The organism is Methylobacterium nodulans ORS 2060 (genome assembly GCF_000022085.1).
In the GTDB taxonomy this organism is placed as follows: domain Bacteria; phylum Pseudomonadota; class Alphaproteobacteria; order Rhizobiales; family Beijerinckiaceae; genus Methylobacterium; species Methylobacterium nodulans.
Window position 1 is genome coordinate 3065954 of record NC_011894.1, and the last position, 16449, is coordinate 3082402.

General features: G+C 65.8%; 16 protein-coding genes and 1 pseudogene. 10 read left to right on the forward strand and 7 right to left on the reverse strand.

Annotation, left to right across the window (positions count from 1 at the left end; genetic code table 11):
- Positions 1-11 precede the first annotated feature (11 nt).
- The 3 genes from MNOD_RS14155 to MNOD_RS49020 form a co-directional block, all read right to left on the reverse strand.
- On the reverse strand, positions 12-197 hold the full coding sequence (locus MNOD_RS14155) for a hypothetical protein (protein WP_043751208.1): 186 nt from the start codon (positions 195-197) through the stop codon (positions 12-14).
- Between the two features lie 488 nt (positions 198-685).
- The gene (locus MNOD_RS14160) at positions 686-934 is read right to left on the reverse strand and encodes a hypothetical protein (RefSeq protein ID WP_015929599.1); all 249 of its coding nucleotides are present in this window, start codon (positions 932-934) and stop codon (positions 686-688) included.
- 703 nt (positions 935-1637) lie between these two features.
- A complete protein-coding gene (locus MNOD_RS49020) occupies positions 1638-2495 on the reverse strand; it encodes an IS701 family transposase (RefSeq protein WP_063748564.1) in 858 nt (285 codons plus the stop codon).
- A gap of 142 nt (positions 2496-2637) precedes the next feature.
- On the opposite strand from MNOD_RS49020, the gene MNOD_RS48040 reads away from it, so the two are divergent.
- A complete protein-coding gene (locus tag MNOD_RS48040) occupies positions 2638-2925 on the forward strand; it encodes a hypothetical protein (protein WP_043748711.1) in 288 nt (95 codons plus the stop codon).
- A 334-nt stretch (positions 2926-3259) separates the two neighbouring features.
- On the opposite strand, the gene MNOD_RS14175 is transcribed toward MNOD_RS48040, so the two are convergent.
- Positions 3260-4180: a LysR family transcriptional regulator gene (locus MNOD_RS14175; RefSeq protein WP_015929601.1), complete on the reverse strand. Its 921-nt coding sequence runs from the start codon at positions 4178-4180 to the stop codon at positions 3260-3262.
- 145 nt (positions 4181-4325) lie between these two features.
- On the opposite strand from MNOD_RS14175, the gene MNOD_RS14180 reads away from it, so the two are divergent.
- The 6 genes from MNOD_RS14180 (at position 4326) to MNOD_RS14205 (ending at position 11501) form a co-directional block, all read left to right on the forward strand.
- Complete coding sequence (locus MNOD_RS14180; RefSeq protein ID WP_015929602.1) at positions 4326-5477, forward strand: HlyD family secretion protein; 1152 nt, start codon at positions 4326-4328, stop codon at positions 5475-5477.
- Positions 5478-5586: 109 nt separating this feature from the next.
- Positions 5587-7209, forward strand: coding sequence for an MDR family MFS transporter (locus tag MNOD_RS14185; RefSeq protein WP_015929603.1), 1623 nt, complete (start codon positions 5587-5589; stop codon positions 7207-7209).
- A 46-nt stretch (positions 7210-7255) separates the two neighbouring features.
- Positions 7256-8242, forward strand: a complete 987-nt coding sequence (locus MNOD_RS14190; RefSeq protein ID WP_015929604.1) for an NADP-dependent oxidoreductase — start codon at positions 7256-7258, stop codon at positions 8240-8242.
- Positions 8243-8806: 564 nt separating this feature from the next.
- Entirely contained in the window at positions 8807-9622 is an 816-nt protein-coding gene (locus tag MNOD_RS14195) for an ABC transporter ATP-binding protein (RefSeq protein WP_015929606.1), read from the forward strand.
- Positions 9619-10440 carry an ABC transporter permease gene (locus MNOD_RS14200; protein ID WP_015929607.1) on the forward strand — a complete coding sequence of 274 codons (822 nt, stop codon included), beginning with the start codon at positions 9619-9621 and terminating at the stop codon, positions 10438-10440. Before MNOD_RS14195 ends, MNOD_RS14200 begins: the two co-directional genes overlap by 4 nt.
- A gap of 14 nt (positions 10441-10454) precedes the next feature.
- A complete protein-coding gene (locus tag MNOD_RS14205; RefSeq protein ID WP_244424730.1) occupies positions 10455-11501 on the forward strand; it encodes an ABC transporter substrate-binding protein in 1047 nt (348 codons plus the stop codon).
- Between the two features lie 120 nt (positions 11502-11621).
- Here MNOD_RS14205 and MNOD_RS14210 read toward each other — a convergent pair whose 3' ends face one another.
- Positions 11622-11840: a hypothetical protein gene (locus MNOD_RS14210; protein WP_043748716.1), complete on the reverse strand. Its 219-nt coding sequence runs from the start codon at positions 11838-11840 to the stop codon at positions 11622-11624.
- A 270-nt stretch (positions 11841-12110) separates the two neighbouring features.
- Here MNOD_RS14210 and MNOD_RS14215 point away from each other — a divergent pair, with 270 nt between their 5' ends.
- Both MNOD_RS14215 and MNOD_RS14220 read left to right on the forward strand, forming a co-directional pair.
- Entirely contained in the window at positions 12111-12941 is an 831-nt protein-coding gene (locus tag MNOD_RS14215; protein ID WP_015929609.1) for a Clp1/GlmU family protein, read from the forward strand.
- A gap of 53 nt (positions 12942-12994) precedes the next feature.
- On the forward strand, positions 12995-13318 hold the full coding sequence (locus MNOD_RS14220) for a hypothetical protein (RefSeq protein WP_244424731.1): 324 nt from the start codon (positions 12995-12997) through the stop codon (positions 13316-13318).
- Between the two features lie 87 nt (positions 13319-13405).
- On the opposite strand, the pseudogene MNOD_RS14225 reads toward MNOD_RS14220, so the two are convergent.
- Positions 13406-13683, reverse strand: a pseudogene (locus MNOD_RS14225) (IS6 family transposase); the annotation flags it as partial.
- Between the two features lie 223 nt (positions 13684-13906).
- Between MNOD_RS14225 and MNOD_RS14230 the strand changes: the two are divergent.
- Positions 13907-15544, forward strand: a complete 1638-nt coding sequence (locus MNOD_RS14230; RefSeq protein WP_012631076.1) for an ISL3-like element ISMno5 family transposase — start codon at positions 13907-13909, stop codon at positions 15542-15544.
- 166 nt (positions 15545-15710) lie between these two features.
- On the opposite strand, the gene MNOD_RS14235 is transcribed toward MNOD_RS14230, so the two are convergent.
- On the reverse strand, positions 15711-16178 hold the full coding sequence (locus tag MNOD_RS14235) for an aminoacyl-tRNA deacylase (RefSeq protein ID WP_015929612.1): 468 nt from the start codon (positions 16176-16178) through the stop codon (positions 15711-15713).
- Positions 16179-16449 lie beyond the last annotated feature (271 nt).

The following is a 16449-nucleotide window of genomic DNA, read 5'->3' on the forward strand; positions in this document are numbered from 1 at the left end:
GGGATTGCCTCTCATCCTGAGCTTGTCGAAGGATCGATCCCGGCCGCGCGGGCGGCCTCGGCCCGGCTCATCCCGTCGAGGGCGTTGGCCAGCGCCAGCATGCGCTGGGCCGTGCGCCGGCGCGGTTCCCTCTTGGCCAACTGCCGCAGCTCAGCCGCACTGGCGATGTCGGTCTGGAATGCCACCGCACGGGTCACCTGCTCCTCCACGGTTCAGAGGGGGCAGCGAATCACGCCGAGAAGCCGCTGAAAACCAAGAACGAGTCAAAACCTACATGCGGCGGTATCACACGTTGGAAACAGAAGATTGCTGCCGAAGGCGTGCCTGTGACCATCTTCGTCCGGGAGCCCTCACACCGCATTTGACAGCAGCTCCCATAAACCGGCTTACGCGTAGCGCGTCGCCTCGCGCGAGCAAGAGGCGATCCAGCCAGTAGGGCAAAAGGAAAAGCCGTCCTTGCGGAGCGGCCCGAAGTCTTGGGAGGAGATGCCCATCGAGGGCGTGCGCCGCCGCGGACCATCGCGGCGGGGCATCTGCGTTATGCCATGCTGCGGTGTACGCCGCTTGATCCGGTGAGACTCGGCATTGCCCTAGCCCACCCGGTCCTGCCGTGGCCAGCTCTTCTCGTCCCATACCGCGCCTTATGCGAATGGAGCGGCTCTCTGTCGTGTGTGAGACCGGAGCCTCATCCCGTCCTCGCCAGCAGGATCGCGGTCCGGACGGCCACCCGTCGCCGTGCAACGGTGACGTCCTTGCGCCGCATGGCCTCCGCGGCTTGGCGGCAGGCGGCTACGGCCGCGTCGATGTCGAGGGTCAGACCAGCGGCGATCTGGCGGGGCCCAGACGAGGGGTGGGCAAGGTAGCCCATCACGGCGGCGTCGACCTGCTCGTCAGTCAGGCGCTTGGCCGTGCGGAGGTCTGCGATGGTGGCCATGGGCGAGCACCTACAGCTGCATGCTGGAACGAAGCTGTCCTGTGTGCGGCCCCGCGCTGCCGCTGGAGCCCATCAGGACCGCGTCGGCGGCCGATCAGCCTTGGCCGCCAAGGGGGGGGGGGTAGCCCGCAAAGCTTAGCAGCCGTCCAGAGCCCGCCCAAAGCCCGGGAAAGGGCATTCCGTCTGTTGTCGTGGAGAGTGGGAACAACGGCGGCCTCTGGCGCCAGCGGCCGCGAAAGGGTCAAGATCTCAGCTGCGCTGACTTGGGCGCAACCGCAGGGGCGCCCTCATGGCCTAGGTACGCGTTCTCGACCCGATCACCGGCCGCTTCGTGATCATCGTCGTCTCGGACTGAAGCTCGTCCCACTCGCTAGACGGCGATGACGAGCCCGGTGAGCAGGATGAAGAAAGAATTCGAGAAGACGAGCGCGCGGATCATGGCGGCCTCCGTCCTGGAGCGCCGTCATGATGACAGTGACAGTGCCGCCGTAAAGCGATTGGAAGCGCCGCCAGCGGCGTTTTCTACACCTTAGCTGGGGGCGCCCGGCAGCCTGCGTGCACGAAAGCCGGCCAGCGGGCGCCTAATAGTCAGGAAAGGGGCATCTAGCCCGTCTTATTCGCGAGGGGTGTGGTCGACGCACGAACTGGCCGAGCGCTGGACGCGCTCGCCCGCGGACCTCACGCTCACCGTCGACCACCCCGATCAAGGCAAGCTCGGCCTCGCCTGCCAGCTCGCCTTCTGGCGCGAGCACATCTGCTTTCCCGAGGTCGAGGCCGATCTCGCGCCCGCGGTCGTCGAGCACCTGGCTGCGCAGGTCGCCTTCGCGTTGGCCAAGCGCTGCAGCAGCGTCGGCTGACGGGCGCCCGACACGCGCGGGCGGCCCGTCGTCCCGGTCCGGCGCGGCGGGGGCGGATCAAACAGGCGCGCGTCGAGCCGCAGCCGCGTGATCAGGGTCAGGCGACGGCCCACCGCCGTGAGCAGCGCGATGGCCGCGTAGCTCGTCTCGGCAACCACGATGAGCTTCCGGCCGGGCAGCCAGCGCGCGAGCAGGAGCAGCAGCTGGCGCGCCCAGTCGGTGAGCTGCTTGTGGCGGCGCCCCTGCGCCTTGGCGGAGCGCTCGGAAGGGGCCAGAGCAGTGAGGAAGGGCAGCGCCCAGACCCGTTGGGCGAACGGCAGCGGGGCGAGCAGCATCCGGCTGATCCAGCGCAGGCCCGACGCCTTGACGAAGTGGCCATGGCTGGAGCGCACAGGATCGCGATCGATCCCGCGCGCCTTGATCCTGGCGCCCCAGCGCCGCTCGATGGTCTCGTCGATGCCGACCACCACCGGCCCGCTCGGCGCGAACGCCGCGGTCAGCAGCCCGAGCAGGCCGCGTGCTGTCGCCTGGGCGCGCCAGCGCCTGCGGCTGAGTACGCGATGATAGGTGCTGACCGTCACGCCCTCGCGCAGGCCCAGGCGGCTGAGCGCCGCGGTCACGGTCCGCCGCCCGGGCGCGAGCACGGCCCCGGCGACGAGCACCATGAGGTTGGCGAAGGTCGGGCACGGGAAACAGGCCGCCAAGGGTGCCATCCAGGTGGACAGGACAGCCGGGACGACCGCGGCGGCAGGGTTTGCGGCATCGGAGGGGGCTAACCTTGCCATGGCGAGCTCACGATGGTGTCGTTGGCGCCCTCAACCCGGCGTCGCGTGCAAGGGCTTCCTCATGCCAGCCAGACCCGATCCTCTGCAGGCGCGCCTTGAGGCGTTCCACCAGGCCCGCGGCGGGGGCGTCGCCGTGCACAAGGCGGGCCACGGCTACGCGCTGCTGAGCGAGCGCACCGGCGCTCCCCTCGCCCGGCTCACGCCCACCGGCGAGGCCGACACGGTTCAGGTGCCGTGGTGGAACGGGGCACGCTGGGGCGCCGCAGGGCCGTTCGGCATCGCCACCACGCCCCTCGACCAAGCCCTCGACTACATCGCCTCAACGCCGCTCTTCTGGATCAACGACTGACCAAAAAGGGCCAAACTCGAGCTCAGAAGCTGTACGCGAATAAATTCGCTGAAAAGTCAACAAGTTAGGTTCGAAGGGGCCGATGGACGGTGACCGGGAGGTTGCAGCCCAGGCTATGGCGATAAAGAAATGATCCTAGATGCCGAAGATAATTATTGACATATCACAATGCTGCAGTGGTCACCAACATGAGTTGGTAAGTATTTATTTCGCGTACAGATTCTTAGCGGCCAACGCCTCCAAGACGAGGAACTTGACCGCCACGCGGCGAGACCATCCGCTGACAGCACCCGACCCCTAACCGTTCTCGGCTGCCGCTCCGCCGGCTGGCCGATCAGGAGTTTGCCGGAGCAGCGTCCACCCAGTGACGGTGCTCGGCGAAGCGCTCGGACAAGAGGTCGAGGAAGCTGCGCACCTTGGTCGAGAGATGGCGACGGTGCGGGTAGATCGCGTTGATCGCGAACTCGACCGGCTTGTACTCAGGCAGGAGCCGCACCAAACTGCCAGCCTCCACATCCTCGCCGACGAGGAAGGTCGGTGCCAGGAAGACTCCGCTGCCGTCGAGGGCGAGCAGGCGCAGGAGGTCGGCGCTGTTGCTGACCATGTTGCCGGTGACCTTCACTGCCGTTGGCCCGCCGTCGGAACTCTCGAAGTGCCACTCGTCGCCGTACGGGTAGAAGGCGTAGCGGAGGCAGTTGTGGTGAGCCAGGTCGCCAGGCTGGAAAGGAGCCGGGTGCGCGTCGAGGTAGTTCGGTGCGCAGGTCAGGACGTGCCGCCAGGGCGTGAGGCGGCGGACGATGAGGCCCGAGTCCGGCGGGGGCGTCGTGCGGATCGCAAGGTCGTACCCGTCCTCGATCAGGTCGACCATGCGGTCGCCCACGGTCAGGTCGACAGTCACGGCGGGATAGCGGGCAAGGTACTCACGCAGGACAGGAGCCATGAAACGGGAGATGTGCCCCGCCGTATGCAGTCGGAGCCGGCCGCGCGGGGTTGCGTGCAGTGCGCTGGCGATTCGGTCGGCCTCGTCGAGCTCCGCCAGGATCTGGCTTGAGCGCTCATAGTAGGCCTGCCCGACCTCCGTCAGGCTGACCTTGCGCGTCGTGCGATTGAGGAGCCGCGCCCCGAGGCGGTCTTCGAGGGCCTGGACATGCTTGCTGACCATAGTCACCGACATGTTGAGCCGGCGTGCGGCGGCCGAGAAGCCGCCAGCTTCCACCACCCGCCCGAACACGGTGAGGCTCGTCAGTCGGTCCACGGGAGCATCGGCATTGTCCGCTCCTGGTTGACGGTGATTGTCGCGGTTCCAGGATTATCATCGGAGCTCGCGGATCGCACTCTGTTCGACATGTGGCGAGGGCGCCGATCAACACGCGGCGCACCTCGCGTGCCAGGAGGAAGCCATGTCGGAGATGCCGCGCACCGAAACCTTCCGCTCCGCGATCGAGGCCGCCGAGAATTCCCCGGCTGAAGCTCCGCCGAACCGGGTCCACCCAGGTCGGCGTACGCTCAAGCGCGTCGCGCTCGCGCTTGCCCTCCTCGGCGGCACGGCTGCCGGCGCGGACTTCGGCTACGATTACTGGGTGCGCGGACAGTACCTCGTCTCGACCGATGATGCCTATGTGAAGGCAGACTATACCACGGTCGCCCCCAAGGTACCCGGCTACATCGCCGAAGTCCTCGTGGCTGATAACCAGCCGGTCAAGGCCGGGCAGGTCCTCGCCCGTATCGATGACCGCGACTTCCGGGCGGCGCTCGCCCAGGTGCAGGCTGAGGTCGAGGCGGCCGAGGCCACGATCCGCAACCTCGGTGCGCAGATCGCCCTGCAGAAAGCTGTCGTCGACCAGCAGGATGCGCAGATCGCCCTGACACAGGCGTCGCTCAAGTTCGCCAGCGAGGAGGCCGAGCGATATCAAGCCCTCGTTCGAACCGGCGCTGGCACCCTTCAGCGGGCACAGGCCACCGAGGCCGGCTTGAGTGAAAAGACGGCGCAGTTGCGCCGCGACCGAGCCGCCAAGCTCGCCGCGCAACAGCAGATCGAGGTCCTGGCTACCGAGATCGGCCGGGCCGAGGCGCAGCGTGATCGTGCCAGAGCCCTTGCGCGCCAGGCGGAGCTTAATCTGTCCTACGCCATCATCGTGGCGCCGGTGGACGGCACGATCGGCTCACGCACTCTGCGAGTTGGCCAATACGTCCAAGCCGGCACACAGCTCATGGCGGTGGTGCCGCTCGACGCGGCCTATGTGGTGGCGAACTACAAGGAGACGCAGCTGGCCGACGTTCGCCCCGGTCAGCCTGTCGAGGTCGAGGTCGACACGTTCGCCGGACGCAAGCTCAAGGGGCACGTCGATAGCCTGTCGCCGGCGAGCGGCCTGGAGTTCGCCCTGCTGCCGCCGGACAACGCCACCGGCAACTTCACCAAGATCGTCCAACGTATCCCCGTCAAGATCGTGCTGGATGATCGTAAGACAGCTGGAATGCTGCGCGCCGGCATGTCGGTCGAGCCGACCATCGACACCCGAGAGACCGCCCTAGCGGAGTGGTCCCGGCCCTGAGAGGCCGGCACCTTCAACCAGGAGCGGATGATCCTTCTCCAATAATCGGCATTCTTGCCGCACGGGCGGCATTGCATCCTCTCGTCATTCGACGAGGCAGGAGTTTTCCATGGCCGCGCTCAGCAACACTTCTCACCCCGCCGCGCTTGCGTCCTCGCAGACTGCCGTCGACCGGCCCGGCGCAAGCGCTCAGAGTGTGATCAGGATCTGGTCCGCTGTGGTCGGGGCGACGCTTGGCGCCTTCATGGCGGTCCTGAATATTCAGATCGTCAACGCCTCGCTCGCCGATATCCAGGGTGCAATTGGCGCCGGGACCGACGATGGTGGCTGGATCTCGACCTCCTACCTCGTCGCCGAGATCATCGTGATCCCGCTGTCAGGCTGGCTCGCGCAGGTGTTCTCGCTGCGCCGCTACCTCCTCGCCAACGCGGTGCTGTTCCTCGTCTTCTCTGTGGCTTGTGCCTTCGCGACAAACCTCTCGCAGATGATCGTCCTGCGCGCGGTGCAAGGCTTCTCAGGGGGCGTGCTGATCCCGATGGCTTTCACCATCATCATCACGCTCCTGCCCAAGACCAAGCAGCCGATCGGGCTCGCTCTGTTCGCTGTCTCGGCTACCTTCGCGCCGGCGATCGGGCCGACCGTCGGCGGCTACCTGACCGAGACCTACAGCTGGAAGTACATCTTCTACGTCAATCTCGCACCCGGCGGCGTGATGCTCGGCATGCTCTGGTTCTCGCTTGAGACCAAGCCGATGCAACTGTCGCTGCTGCGCCGGGGCGATTGGCCGGGCATCGTGACCATGGCCATCGGTTTGGCCGCGCTCCAGACGGCGCTGGAAGAGGGCAATAAGGATGACTGGTTTGGCTCACCCTTCATCGTGCGGCTGTCCGTGATCGCGGCGATCTCGCTCTCACTGTTCGTCTGGATTGAGCTGACAAGCACGAAGCCGCTCCTCAACCTGCGCCTTCTCGCACGCCGGAACTTCGGCTTCGGTATCTTGGCGAACTTTTTGCTCGGGATTGCCCTCTACGGCTCCGTCTTCATCCTGCCGGTCTATCTCTCGCGCATCCAGGGCTACAATGCCGAGCAGATCGGCTTGGTCCTGGCCTGGACCGGCTTCCCGCAGCTCGTACTGATCCCACTGGTGCCGCGCCTGATGCAGCGCCTTGATGCGCGGCTCGTCATCGGGATCGGCTTCGCGCTGTTTGCCGCCTCGAACTTCATGAACATCCACATGACGGCTGACACGGCGGCCGACCAGCTCTTCTGGCCCAACGTGGTACGGGCTCTCGGCCAAGCCTTGGTGTTCGCGCCGCTGTCCGCCGTCGCGACCGCCGGCATCGAGACGGAGAATGCAGCCTCGGCCTCGGCCCTGTTCAACATGATGCGCAACCTCGGCGGCGCCATCGGCATCGCGGCCCTGCAGACGTTCCTGCAGAAGCGCGAGCAGTTTCACTCGAATGTTCTGACGCATCAGGTCTCGTTGTTCGAGGAGGCGACCCGCGCCCGCCTTGCAGGCCTGACCCGCTACTTCCTCGGCCACGGCATCGCCGACCCGGCTCTGGCTGGCCACAAGGCCATCATCGCGGTTGGCCTGCGGGTGCGCCAGCAGGCCAACGTCATGGCCTTCGGGGACACCTTCTTCCTGCTTGGTGCGGCTCTCGTGGTGGCGCTTCTAGCAAGTCTGCTCCTGAGAAAGCCCGGTCACCTCGCAGCCGGAGGCGCTCATTGAGCCATCGAACGCTACTTCGTCCAAAGCGCGCACAAGGAGACCCGCCATGACGACACCCGTTCTCAGCCAATCTCACCCCTCAGGTCGCCCGTCGCAAATCATGAAGGCCTGCCGGGTCCACCAATTCGGGCCGCCAAGCGTCATCACTCTGGAGGACGTCCCGCGCCCTGAACCTGGAGAGGGTGAGGTCCTCGTGCAGGTCCACACGGCCGGGGTCGGCCCGTGGGATGCTTGGATCCGCGCGGGGCGAAGCCTGCTGCCGCAGCCCTTGCCACTGACCCTCGGCTCCGATCTATCGGGCAGTGTTGCGGCACTCGGCGTAGGGGTCTCGGGTCTCGCCGTAGGAGACGCGGTCTTTGGCGTGACGAACAAGCGCTTCACCGGGGCCTACGCCGAGTACGCCCTCGCGTCGGCCGCGATGCTGGTGAAGAAGCCGGCAACTCTCGGGCACGTGGATGCGGCTTCCTTGCCGGTCGTTGCCGTCACAGCGTGGCAGGCGCTCTTCGACCATGCCGGGATCGACACTGGCCAGACGGTGCTCATTCACGGAGCGGCCGGCAACGTCGGCACCTACGCAGTCCAATTCGCTCGTGCAGCGGGGGCGCGGGTGATCGCCACAGCGAGCGGGGCCGACCAGGCCTACCTGCGAAGCCTGGGTGCCGAGAAGGTCGTCAACGCTCGCGCTGAACGCTTCGAGGACAAGGTACATGCTGTCGATGCCGTGATCGATCTGGTTGGCGGGGAGATGCAGGCACGCTCGTTTCCGGTTCTGCGGCCGGGAGGGATTTTGGTCTCCGCGGTATCTGAACCCGATGACACTTTGGCCGTGCGCCACGGTGTTTCGGCCAAATTCTTCTTCGTTGACGTGACTACAGACCTCCTCGGCCGGATCGCGGCCGATGTCATCGCGGGCCGCGTCGTCACACAGATCGGAGCCGTCTTGCCGCTGGCTGGAGCGCGCACCGCGCACGAGATGCTGGAAGGAGTCCGCTCGCGCCCGCGCGGCAAAATTGTGCTGCGGGTCGTGCCCTGATCGGCCTGCGTGCTCGTTTCCGTCGGCCCGCCGCGGCGGGGCCGGGCGGGCCTGCCGGCTCCGGACGCGGGGCGGATCAGGGTGGAAGCCCAACCAGCTTGGTTATGGAAGGGCGGCGATGGGCGGGCAGCAGCTTTCTACGCCTTCGCCTGCAATGACCGGGGCTGACCCCTTGCAGACTTTGGGGAGTTCTCGCTTCATCGTCCGCTCCGAGGCGAGAAGCAGGCCATAACCACGAGGCTACAGCATCAGCACGTCGGAGCTCACAACGTCCCGTGGATGCTTCGGTCGAGGACGGTATGCCACAGTGCCGCTGGGGCCGATCTCAACGGCTAGAGGGTGTCTCCCGAGCCCGACTACAATGCTGGTACGCCGGTCGGCGGTTGGCCAGCCATACTCTTTCCAGATCGTCAGGGGATTGGCGCCCACATTGTCGCCCATCCGCGAAGATTCCACCCACTCACACGATCAGGAGAGCAACTCACTGCACGACCTTGAAACTCTGCCCAAAAAGCAGACAATCTGCCCAGAATGGCCGATGGCAGTTCGGCTGAGGGAGGAATAATGCTGGACCGGTCAGCGACCCAGGCTTCTGCAGTGCCGGTTGTGCGCGACATTATTGCCGCGCACCATCTATCTCGTCGCTTCGGAGGCGCCTCAGACTCTGTTGTTGCCTTACAGGACATCAGCTTTACTGTTCGCGATGGCGAGTTCATATCGATCGTCGGCCCGTCGGGCTGCGGCAAATCCACCCTCCTGAAGATCCTTGCCGGCCTACTGCCCGCGTCCGACGGCGAGGCCTATCTCAATGGAACACGGATCAGCGGTCCGCGGCGGGACATAGGCGTAGTGTTCCAATCGCCCGTGCTGTTCCCCTGGCGCACGGTGCTCGGCAACTCGGTTCTGCCCGGCGATGTCCAAGGCCTCGATAAGGCGCGGATCCGTGAGCGCGCACTGTCGCTTCTCAACCTCGTCGGCCTCTCCGGCTTCGAGCATCGGTATCCCTGGCAACTGTCAGGCGGCATGCAGCAGCGCGTCGCCCTGGTCCGCGCGCTGGTGCACGACCCAGCGATGCTACTCATGGACGAGCCATTCGGCGCTCTTGACGCGCTCACCCGTGAGAGCATGAACGTGGAGTTGCAGCGCATCTGGCTTGAGCGGCGCAAGACAGTCGTTTTCATCACACACTCCACCGCCGAGGCCGTGTTCCTAGCGGACCGCGTGCTGGTCATGTCACCCAGGCCTGGCCGCATTCAGGATGAGCTGGTCATCAATCTGCCGCGGCCGCGCTCGCTCGATGTGATGAATACGGAAAAGTTCGGCGCGTATGTCAGGCAAATCCGCAAGGACCTCAACGCTGCGGGCGGAGGGATCGAATGAAGCGCGCTTCCTGGACAACGCGGGGCCTCGGCGGCTTAGGCCTGCGCCTCGTTGCCATCACGGTGTTCCTGCTCGGGTGGGAGGCGGCTGTGTGGACCCTCGCCATCCCGGCCTACATCCTACCGCCTCCGAGCGCCGTCTTGACGGCCCTCTACCGCGGCTTCGCCTCGACGCTTTACCTCGAGCACATCTGGGTCACCTTATACGAGACGCTGCTCGGCTTCTTTCTTGGTGTCGCGCTCGCGGTCGTCCTCGGCACGGTTGTCGCCCTAAACCGCACGGTCGAGTACTTCCTCTACCCTTTCATCGTGATGTTCCAGGCGATGCCCAAGGTGGCGCTCGCGCCACTCATCATCGTGTGGTTCGGTCTCGGTCTAACCTCGAAAGTTGTGAACGCCGCCCTGGTCGCGTTCTTCCCGCTCATGGTGAACACGATCGTCGGCCTGCGCTCGGCCGAGGAGGACCGCCTTAACCTCATGCGCTCGCTTGCCGCAACGCGCACGCAGATCTTCTGGATGCTGCAGCTGCCGAACGCCATGCCATATATCTTCGCCGGGCTTGAGATCGCGATGATCTTCGCGCTGATCGGCGCAATCGTCGCCGAGTTCGTCGGCGCTCAGGCTGGCCTCGGCATGCTCATTCAAAGCATGAACTTCTCTCTTGATGTGGCTGGTCAGTTTTCTGTCCTGCTTATATTGTCAGTTATGGGACTGGCATTTAACAGTATGATTGTTTTCGCGCGAAGACGCGTGCTATTTTGGGACGAAAATCAGAAGAAAGACACTGATCATCTATCTGCAAAGGGAGGAAATTTATGAGATGTAGTCCGATTGTGGCAGCGATCGCCATGATGGCATGCGCAACGGCGGCACACGCTCAGGCCGTTGTGAGGGTGGGCTGGTGCGCCCGCACCATTTCATCGGCGGCAGCCCCCTTCGCCGTGGCACAGAAGATGGGCTGGTTCGACAAGGCGGGTTTCAAGGTGGAACTCGTCCCACTTCCTGGCTCGACGGACTGCATGAGGACGGTCGCGACAAGAGATCTGCCCTACTCTCTTCCCTCGATCGAACCACTTGCCATCATCCACGCGCAAGGCGTCAAGGCAAAGAACTATTACACGGCCTACCAGGGCAACATCTACGGAATCGCCGTGCCGGAAGCGAGTCCGATCAGAAGCTTCAAGGATCTCAAGGGCAAGAAGATCGGCGTAACGTCGATGGCGTCAGGCGGTGTGATCATTGCCCGTGCGCTCGCCGCGAACAACGGCATGGATCCCGACCGTGACATCACTATCGTCGTCGCCGGCGAGGCTGGCCAGACGGCGGCGTTGCTTCGCTCGAACCAGCTCGACGCGCTATCACAGTTCGACACGCAGTATGCGCTCGCCGAGAATGCCGGCGCGAAGCTGCGCTTTCTTGAAGAGGACAATCGCGCGATATCCAAGTTCCCTTCAAACGGTCTGATTGCGCTCGATGAGACCCTGAAGAGCCACCGCGCTCAGGCCATCGCGTTGGCGCAAGGTTACGCGAAGGGCACGGTTTTCGCGCTCGCTAACCCTGAAGCCGCGTTGCGCATCACATACGAGGTGTTCCCGCAGGTTCGTGGCACTGGCCGTGATGAGACAGCGGCGATCCGGGATGACCTAAAGACCCTTGAGGCCCGTGCCAAGAATTGGAGACTGGAGGCTGGCGGCGTCACCATGTGGGGAGAAAATTCCGAAAAAAATTACCAAGATTACCTTGATTTTCTGTTAAAATTTGGCGTAATCAAGACACCAGTGAAGGCTGCAGATGTGATCACCAACGATCTAATCGGCGACATCAACGCCTTCGATCGCGAAGAGATCGTAAAGCTTGCGAAAGAATATAGAGCGAAATGACGCCCTGTGGGAGCCCGCTTCAGAGCAGTCTGGCTGTCATAGCGACTCTGGTATGGAAAACTGTAACAGCCGCATTGTGTGAACCAGTGGTGTGCCATGGGCCGAATGTCTGCTGACGCCTTAATTGCCGACGCTTTGCGATCGAGACGTGAATGTTCGCTCGTGGCGCATTTCTGCCGCTAACGTCTGATCTTGCAACTCATCGCCGAGCCCCCGAGAACTGTCGGTGAGGTCTTCCTTGTTCTGATGATGAAGCGCGAGGCTGCCCGCGTCCACGTAGGCGAGGTGGACCCGCATCGGTGGGTGCCCGCGGGCGTGGCCCGCCACCGAAAAGGTCATGGGGGTCGGCCGCAACCAGCATCTCGCGTTCGTCCTTCCCGATCGGCACCACCAGCGGCACGCCATCCGCTGCGAGCCATGCGAGCCGCCGGTCGACCCAGGAAGACCGGATCGGCCACGGAAGCGTGCTCTGCGACACCGAGCAGTCCGTGAGCGGCCGGCCGGGCAACCTCGACCCAGATCGAGGGTTTCCGGGGCCGGATCTCCTGCCGCAGGCGCGCCTGCCTGCTCACCCCCGCGCAGCGCGGCAGCACGCTTGAAGGTCGAAGGATGCGCGAGGCCGACGAACTCCCGGCGGACTGGCGGACGGCCGCAGCACGGGTCGCGTCGGGACCTGCGCGGCGCGTCGTCGTGCTCGGACCGGCCGACAGCGGCAAGAGCATGCTCTGCCTCGCCCTGCGGCGCGCGGCCCTGGCGGCCGGTCGTTCCGTAGCCCTCGTCGATGCCGATCCGGGCCAGAAGCTCGTCGGCCCGCCCGCCTGCGTCACGCTCGGCACCGGCACCGGCGCGGCGCCGGACCTCGCGCGCCTAATCTTCGTTGGCGACACCGACCCGGTCCCGGTCTCCCGCCGCCTGGCCGCCGGCGCGGCCATCCTCGCCGACGCCGCGGCCACGGACCTCGTCCTCGTCAACACCAGCGGCCTCGTGGCGGGGCCGGGGCGCGTCCTCAAGGCCCGCAAGCTCGCTGCGCTCGCCCCCGACCTCGTGCTGGTACTGGGGCTGGAGCCAGCCCCGGATCTCGGCTGCGCGACAATCCGGCTCGCGGTGCCGCCGCAGGCGCGGCGCAAGCCCGCGGGCGAGCGGCGGGAGGCCCGCCGCGTGGCGTTCGGGCGCTACTTCGCCGATGCCGTTCCGCTGCGCGTGGCCGGGGCGGAGGAACCGCGCCCCGATTGGCCGGCGGGGCTCCTCGTCGGCCTCCTCGACGCGGCCGGGCGGCACCGCGCGCTCGGGATCCTGGAGGCCCTCACCCCGGATGGGAGCGCGGCCCTGCTCCGAGCGCCGCGGGAGGCGGGCGCCGTCCGGCGCCTGCTGCCGGGCGCGCTCGCCCTCGACGCGGATTTCACGCCGCGCCGAATCCGTCGTCCAGGGGAAGCCGGATAACCGAATCGCAAGGGGCGGCGAGCCAACTCGCGGCCATGGCATGCGTCCGCTTGGTGATCCGTGAACTGCGCGACGACGCCCGCCACGGGCATCCGCGCAGGTGGCCTGGGCTGGCGATCAAGGTGACGCACCGCGTGAGCCTGATGGAGTACCTGACCGGCTGCGAGTGGCCGGCGGGCGACACCGCGGGGACCTTCCTGGACTGGTGCGCGGAGAAACTGCCGGAGTCCTGGATCCAGATCCGCAAGCCCAACCTGTCGTCCTTCGAGGAGGCGATCAGCATCACCATGATCGTGGGCATGCGGGGCTGTAAACCCGACCCGCACGGCCAGATGAAGACCCGGCTGAGGTGGCCTTTCCCGCTCGCTGACTGGTAGGCGTTAGCATTGCTGGCCGGCTTGCTGCCTCGCCAAAGCAGCTTGCTGCGCCATTGCTATTTGGGCTGCTCTGTCTCTTCTGTCTTTGTACGTTTCGTCGACGCGCACTGATCCACAATGCGGCTTGCGGAACATGCGCAGCCGACGCTCGATGGCAGGCGCGTAGGCAAGCACCCAGCGGTTGAGGGTGGAGTGGTCGACCTCCAAGCCGCGCTCGAGCAGCATCTCCTCGATCTCGCGATAGCTGAGGGCATAGCGCAGGGACCAGGAGACGGCCTGCACGATCAGGGTGGCCTCGACGTGCCGGCCCTTGAAGTCGCCGCGGGCTTGCGCTTCTGCTTAAGGACGAGAGCGTTCAGGATCATGGGCCGGCTCCGGGACGGAGCCGGCAAGCTCGGTGGGTGTGCCTCACGACCCGTGAATGCCGGCGCGATCGAGTTTGCGACAGGCCCCGTTCGAGAGCACATCCGGCCAGCGGCGCGCAACTGCAAAGGCGAGGACTGGGATTGCCCCGGATTGGTGGTTCTTCCGCACTTTGCGTGGAACGGTCGCGGTGACGCGGGAAGCGCAGGCTGATTCACGAGGCGGATGATCCTGTCCTCATCCCTGCCGGGCTGCACGATCGAGCGGGTCTTTCGCCACACCGATCACCTTGTCGTCATCGCCCATGGCCGCCGTTGTCATGGTCGATGTCCGACCTGTGGCACGCCCAGTTCCGCCGTTCACAGCCGCTATGATCGCCGTCCGGCCGATCTGCCGAGCATGGGCCAGCCTGTGACGCTGCGCCTGCGTATCCGACGCTTCTACTGCCATCATCCCGCTTGCCGCCGCCGCACGTTCGCCGAGCCTCTTCCGCGGCTGATACCGCCGCGAGCGCGCCGGACCCGCCGCCTCGCTCAGGCCCAGACCCGGATCGGGCTTGCAGTCGGCGGCGAGGCCGGCGCGCGCCTGACCGGCCACCTGGGGATGCAAACCAGCCCCGACACGATCCTGCGCCTCGTGCACCGCCTCCCGTTGCCGAGAGCGAACGCGCCGCGCGCCGTGGGCATCGACGACTGGGCCATCCGCAAAGGTCGGAGCTACGGCACGCTTCTCGTCGACCTCGAACGGCGATGCCCGATCGACCTGCTGCCCGACCGCTCAGGGGCGACCGTTGCCGCATGGCTGCGTCGCCATCCCAGCATCCAGATCGTCGCCCGCGACCGCTCGACCGAGTACGCCCGAGCGGCCACCGCGGGCGCGCCGGCCGCCCTCCAGGTCGCCGACCGATGGCACCTGCTCCTCAACCTGCGCCAGGTTCTCGAACGCTGGCTTGGCCGCGTCCATGGCCGGCTGCGACAGCTCCCTCCTCTTGCGAGTGGTGACGGACGACAGCCAGGGGAGCGCCCGCGCGCCTATCGCCGCAGCGCAGCCGAGATTGCCGTCAGCCTCGACAGCCGCGCCCGCCGGCTGGCGGCCTATGAGGACGTGCGCCGACGCCATCTCGCTGGCGAGACCCTCCTGGCGATCGGCCGCGCCACGGGTCTGGCGCGAGCGACCGTGCGCAAGTACGCCCAGGCCGAGAGCTTCCCGGAGCGCGCGATCCGCAGACCCAATCCCTCTCGCCTCGATCCCTACCTCGCCCATCTGGAGCAGCGCATGGCCGAGGGCTGCGAGAACGCTATGGCGCTCTGGCGCGAGATCCGCCGCCAGGGCTTCGCGGGAACCCATCGGCAGGTGCACCGCTTCGTCGCCGAGCGGCGCACGGCTCGCAAATGGCTGTCGCAGCCCGCCTCGACGAGCACTGAGGCGATCAGACCCTCACCCATCGCCTCACCCAAGCAACTGGCCTGGATCCTGGTGCAGCCCCTCGCGACACTGCAGCCCCGCGCCGCGGCTGACCTCGCCCGCATCCGGCAGGATCCTGAAGCCGCACGGATCGCCGATCTGGCGCGGCGGTTCACGATGCTCGTGCGTGCCTGTGGCCTGGGCGGCGACCGGCCGGCGGACCCTGCCAGCGAGCTCGACAGATGGCTGCTCGAAACCCGGAACTGCGGTGTCGCTGCGCTGGAGACCTTCGCGGCCGGTTTGGCGCAGGATGGGGCGGCCGTTCGGGCGGCGCTGACGACGTCCTGGAGCAATGCTCAGGCGGAAGGGCAGATCAGTCGGCTGAAGATGCTCAAGCGCACCATGTACGGTCGCGCCAGCTTCGCACTCCTCCGTAGCCGCATCCTCATCGCTGCCTGATCCACGCAAAGTGCGGAAGAACCACGAAAACCGGGCAATCCCAGACCGTGTCGCAGAGGTCGCGTCGGCGCGGTCTCTGCACGGGATGAATGGCGCTTGGGCGGATGGCCACGCGGCCCGGCCGCGCCATCAAGCTTGCGCGGCGCAATCGCATCGTCTCTCGGTCCTAATGGACGCTGAAGCGCCCATGGCGCGCGGCAGCAGTGAGGCGTGCAAAGTCCGCCTGGTTCATGTGGATCAGCGTGGCGTGATCGCCGGCTTCAAAGTAGATTTCGGGCTGCCCCGCGAGCTTATCATCGATGATGGTCTTTAACCCATAACAGGTCCCGAGAGCCGGCACTGCACCCGAGGCGCAATCGCGGAACACCTGCCCAATCTCGTCCTCGCTAGCCAGGGTTATATCTTCGCCAAGCTGCGCTCTGAGATCAGGCAGGCTGATGTGATGGGAGGCGGGAAGAACGGCGAGCATGTAATCGCCGCCGTTCCGCAGCACGACACCTTTAGCGAGATGGTCGCCCGGAATATGGGCCGCCTCGGCGGTGCGCATCGCCGACATGGTCGGCCTGTGGTCGACCACGTCGAAAGCGACATTTTGGTCGGCCAGATATCGTTGGAGCGTCGGTGCGATCGACATGACAAACTCTCCGGTGCCGGATCGTGCAGCCGTGAGGGGCGTCCGTGCAGGCCGACGCCTCGGATGCGCGGCTGCTTGAGCAGCAGGCTACGCCTCTTCTCTAGCGTCGGCAATCGTGAGCAATTTGCGCACGAGCACACCGTCCGCCCGCTTGAGGGCATGCGTTGTAGGTCGAGGTTCTGGTCTTTGGTCGAGACCCGCCCGTAGCCGATCAGCATGTCCGGTCTGTGCAGCTGGACCGTATTTCGGACAATAGACTTCCGGACATATT

What these genes read in the sequence shown, in the direction of transcription:
- MNOD_RS14235 (WP_015929612.1), bottom strand. Translation starts at nt 16,178, where the DNA reads ATGTCGATCGCACCGACGCTCCAACGATATCTGGCCGACCAAAATGTC.
- MNOD_RS14230 (WP_012631076.1), top strand. Translation starts at nt 13,907, where the DNA reads ATGATCCTGTCCTCATCCCTGCCGGGCTGCACGATCGAGCGGGTCTTT.
- MNOD_RS14195 (WP_015929606.1), top strand. Translation starts at nt 8,807, where the DNA reads ATGCTGGACCGGTCAGCGACCCAGGCTTCTGCAGTGCCGGTTGTGCGC.
- MNOD_RS14180 (WP_015929602.1), top strand. Translation starts at nt 4,326, where the DNA reads ATGTCGGAGATGCCGCGCACCGAAACCTTCCGCTCCGCGATCGAGGCC.
- MNOD_RS14160 (WP_015929599.1), bottom strand. Translation starts at nt 934, where the DNA reads ATGGCCACCATCGCAGACCTCCGCACGGCCAAGCGCCTGACTGACGAG.
- MNOD_RS14190 (WP_015929604.1), top strand. Translation starts at nt 7,256, where the DNA reads ATGACGACACCCGTTCTCAGCCAATCTCACCCCTCAGGTCGCCCGTCG.
- MNOD_RS14210 (WP_043748716.1), bottom strand. Translation starts at nt 11,840, where the DNA reads ATGACCTTTTCGGTGGCGGGCCACGCCCGCGGGCACCCACCGATGCGG.
- MNOD_RS48040 (WP_043748711.1), top strand. Translation starts at nt 2,638, where the DNA reads ATGCCAGCCAGACCCGATCCTCTGCAGGCGCGCCTTGAGGCGTTCCAC.
- MNOD_RS14185 (WP_015929603.1), top strand. Translation starts at nt 5,587, where the DNA reads ATGGCCGCGCTCAGCAACACTTCTCACCCCGCCGCGCTTGCGTCCTCG.
- MNOD_RS14215 (WP_015929609.1), top strand. Translation starts at nt 12,111, where the DNA reads ATGCGCGAGGCCGACGAACTCCCGGCGGACTGGCGGACGGCCGCAGCA.
- MNOD_RS14200 (WP_015929607.1), top strand. Translation starts at nt 9,619, where the DNA reads ATGAAGCGCGCTTCCTGGACAACGCGGGGCCTCGGCGGCTTAGGCCTG.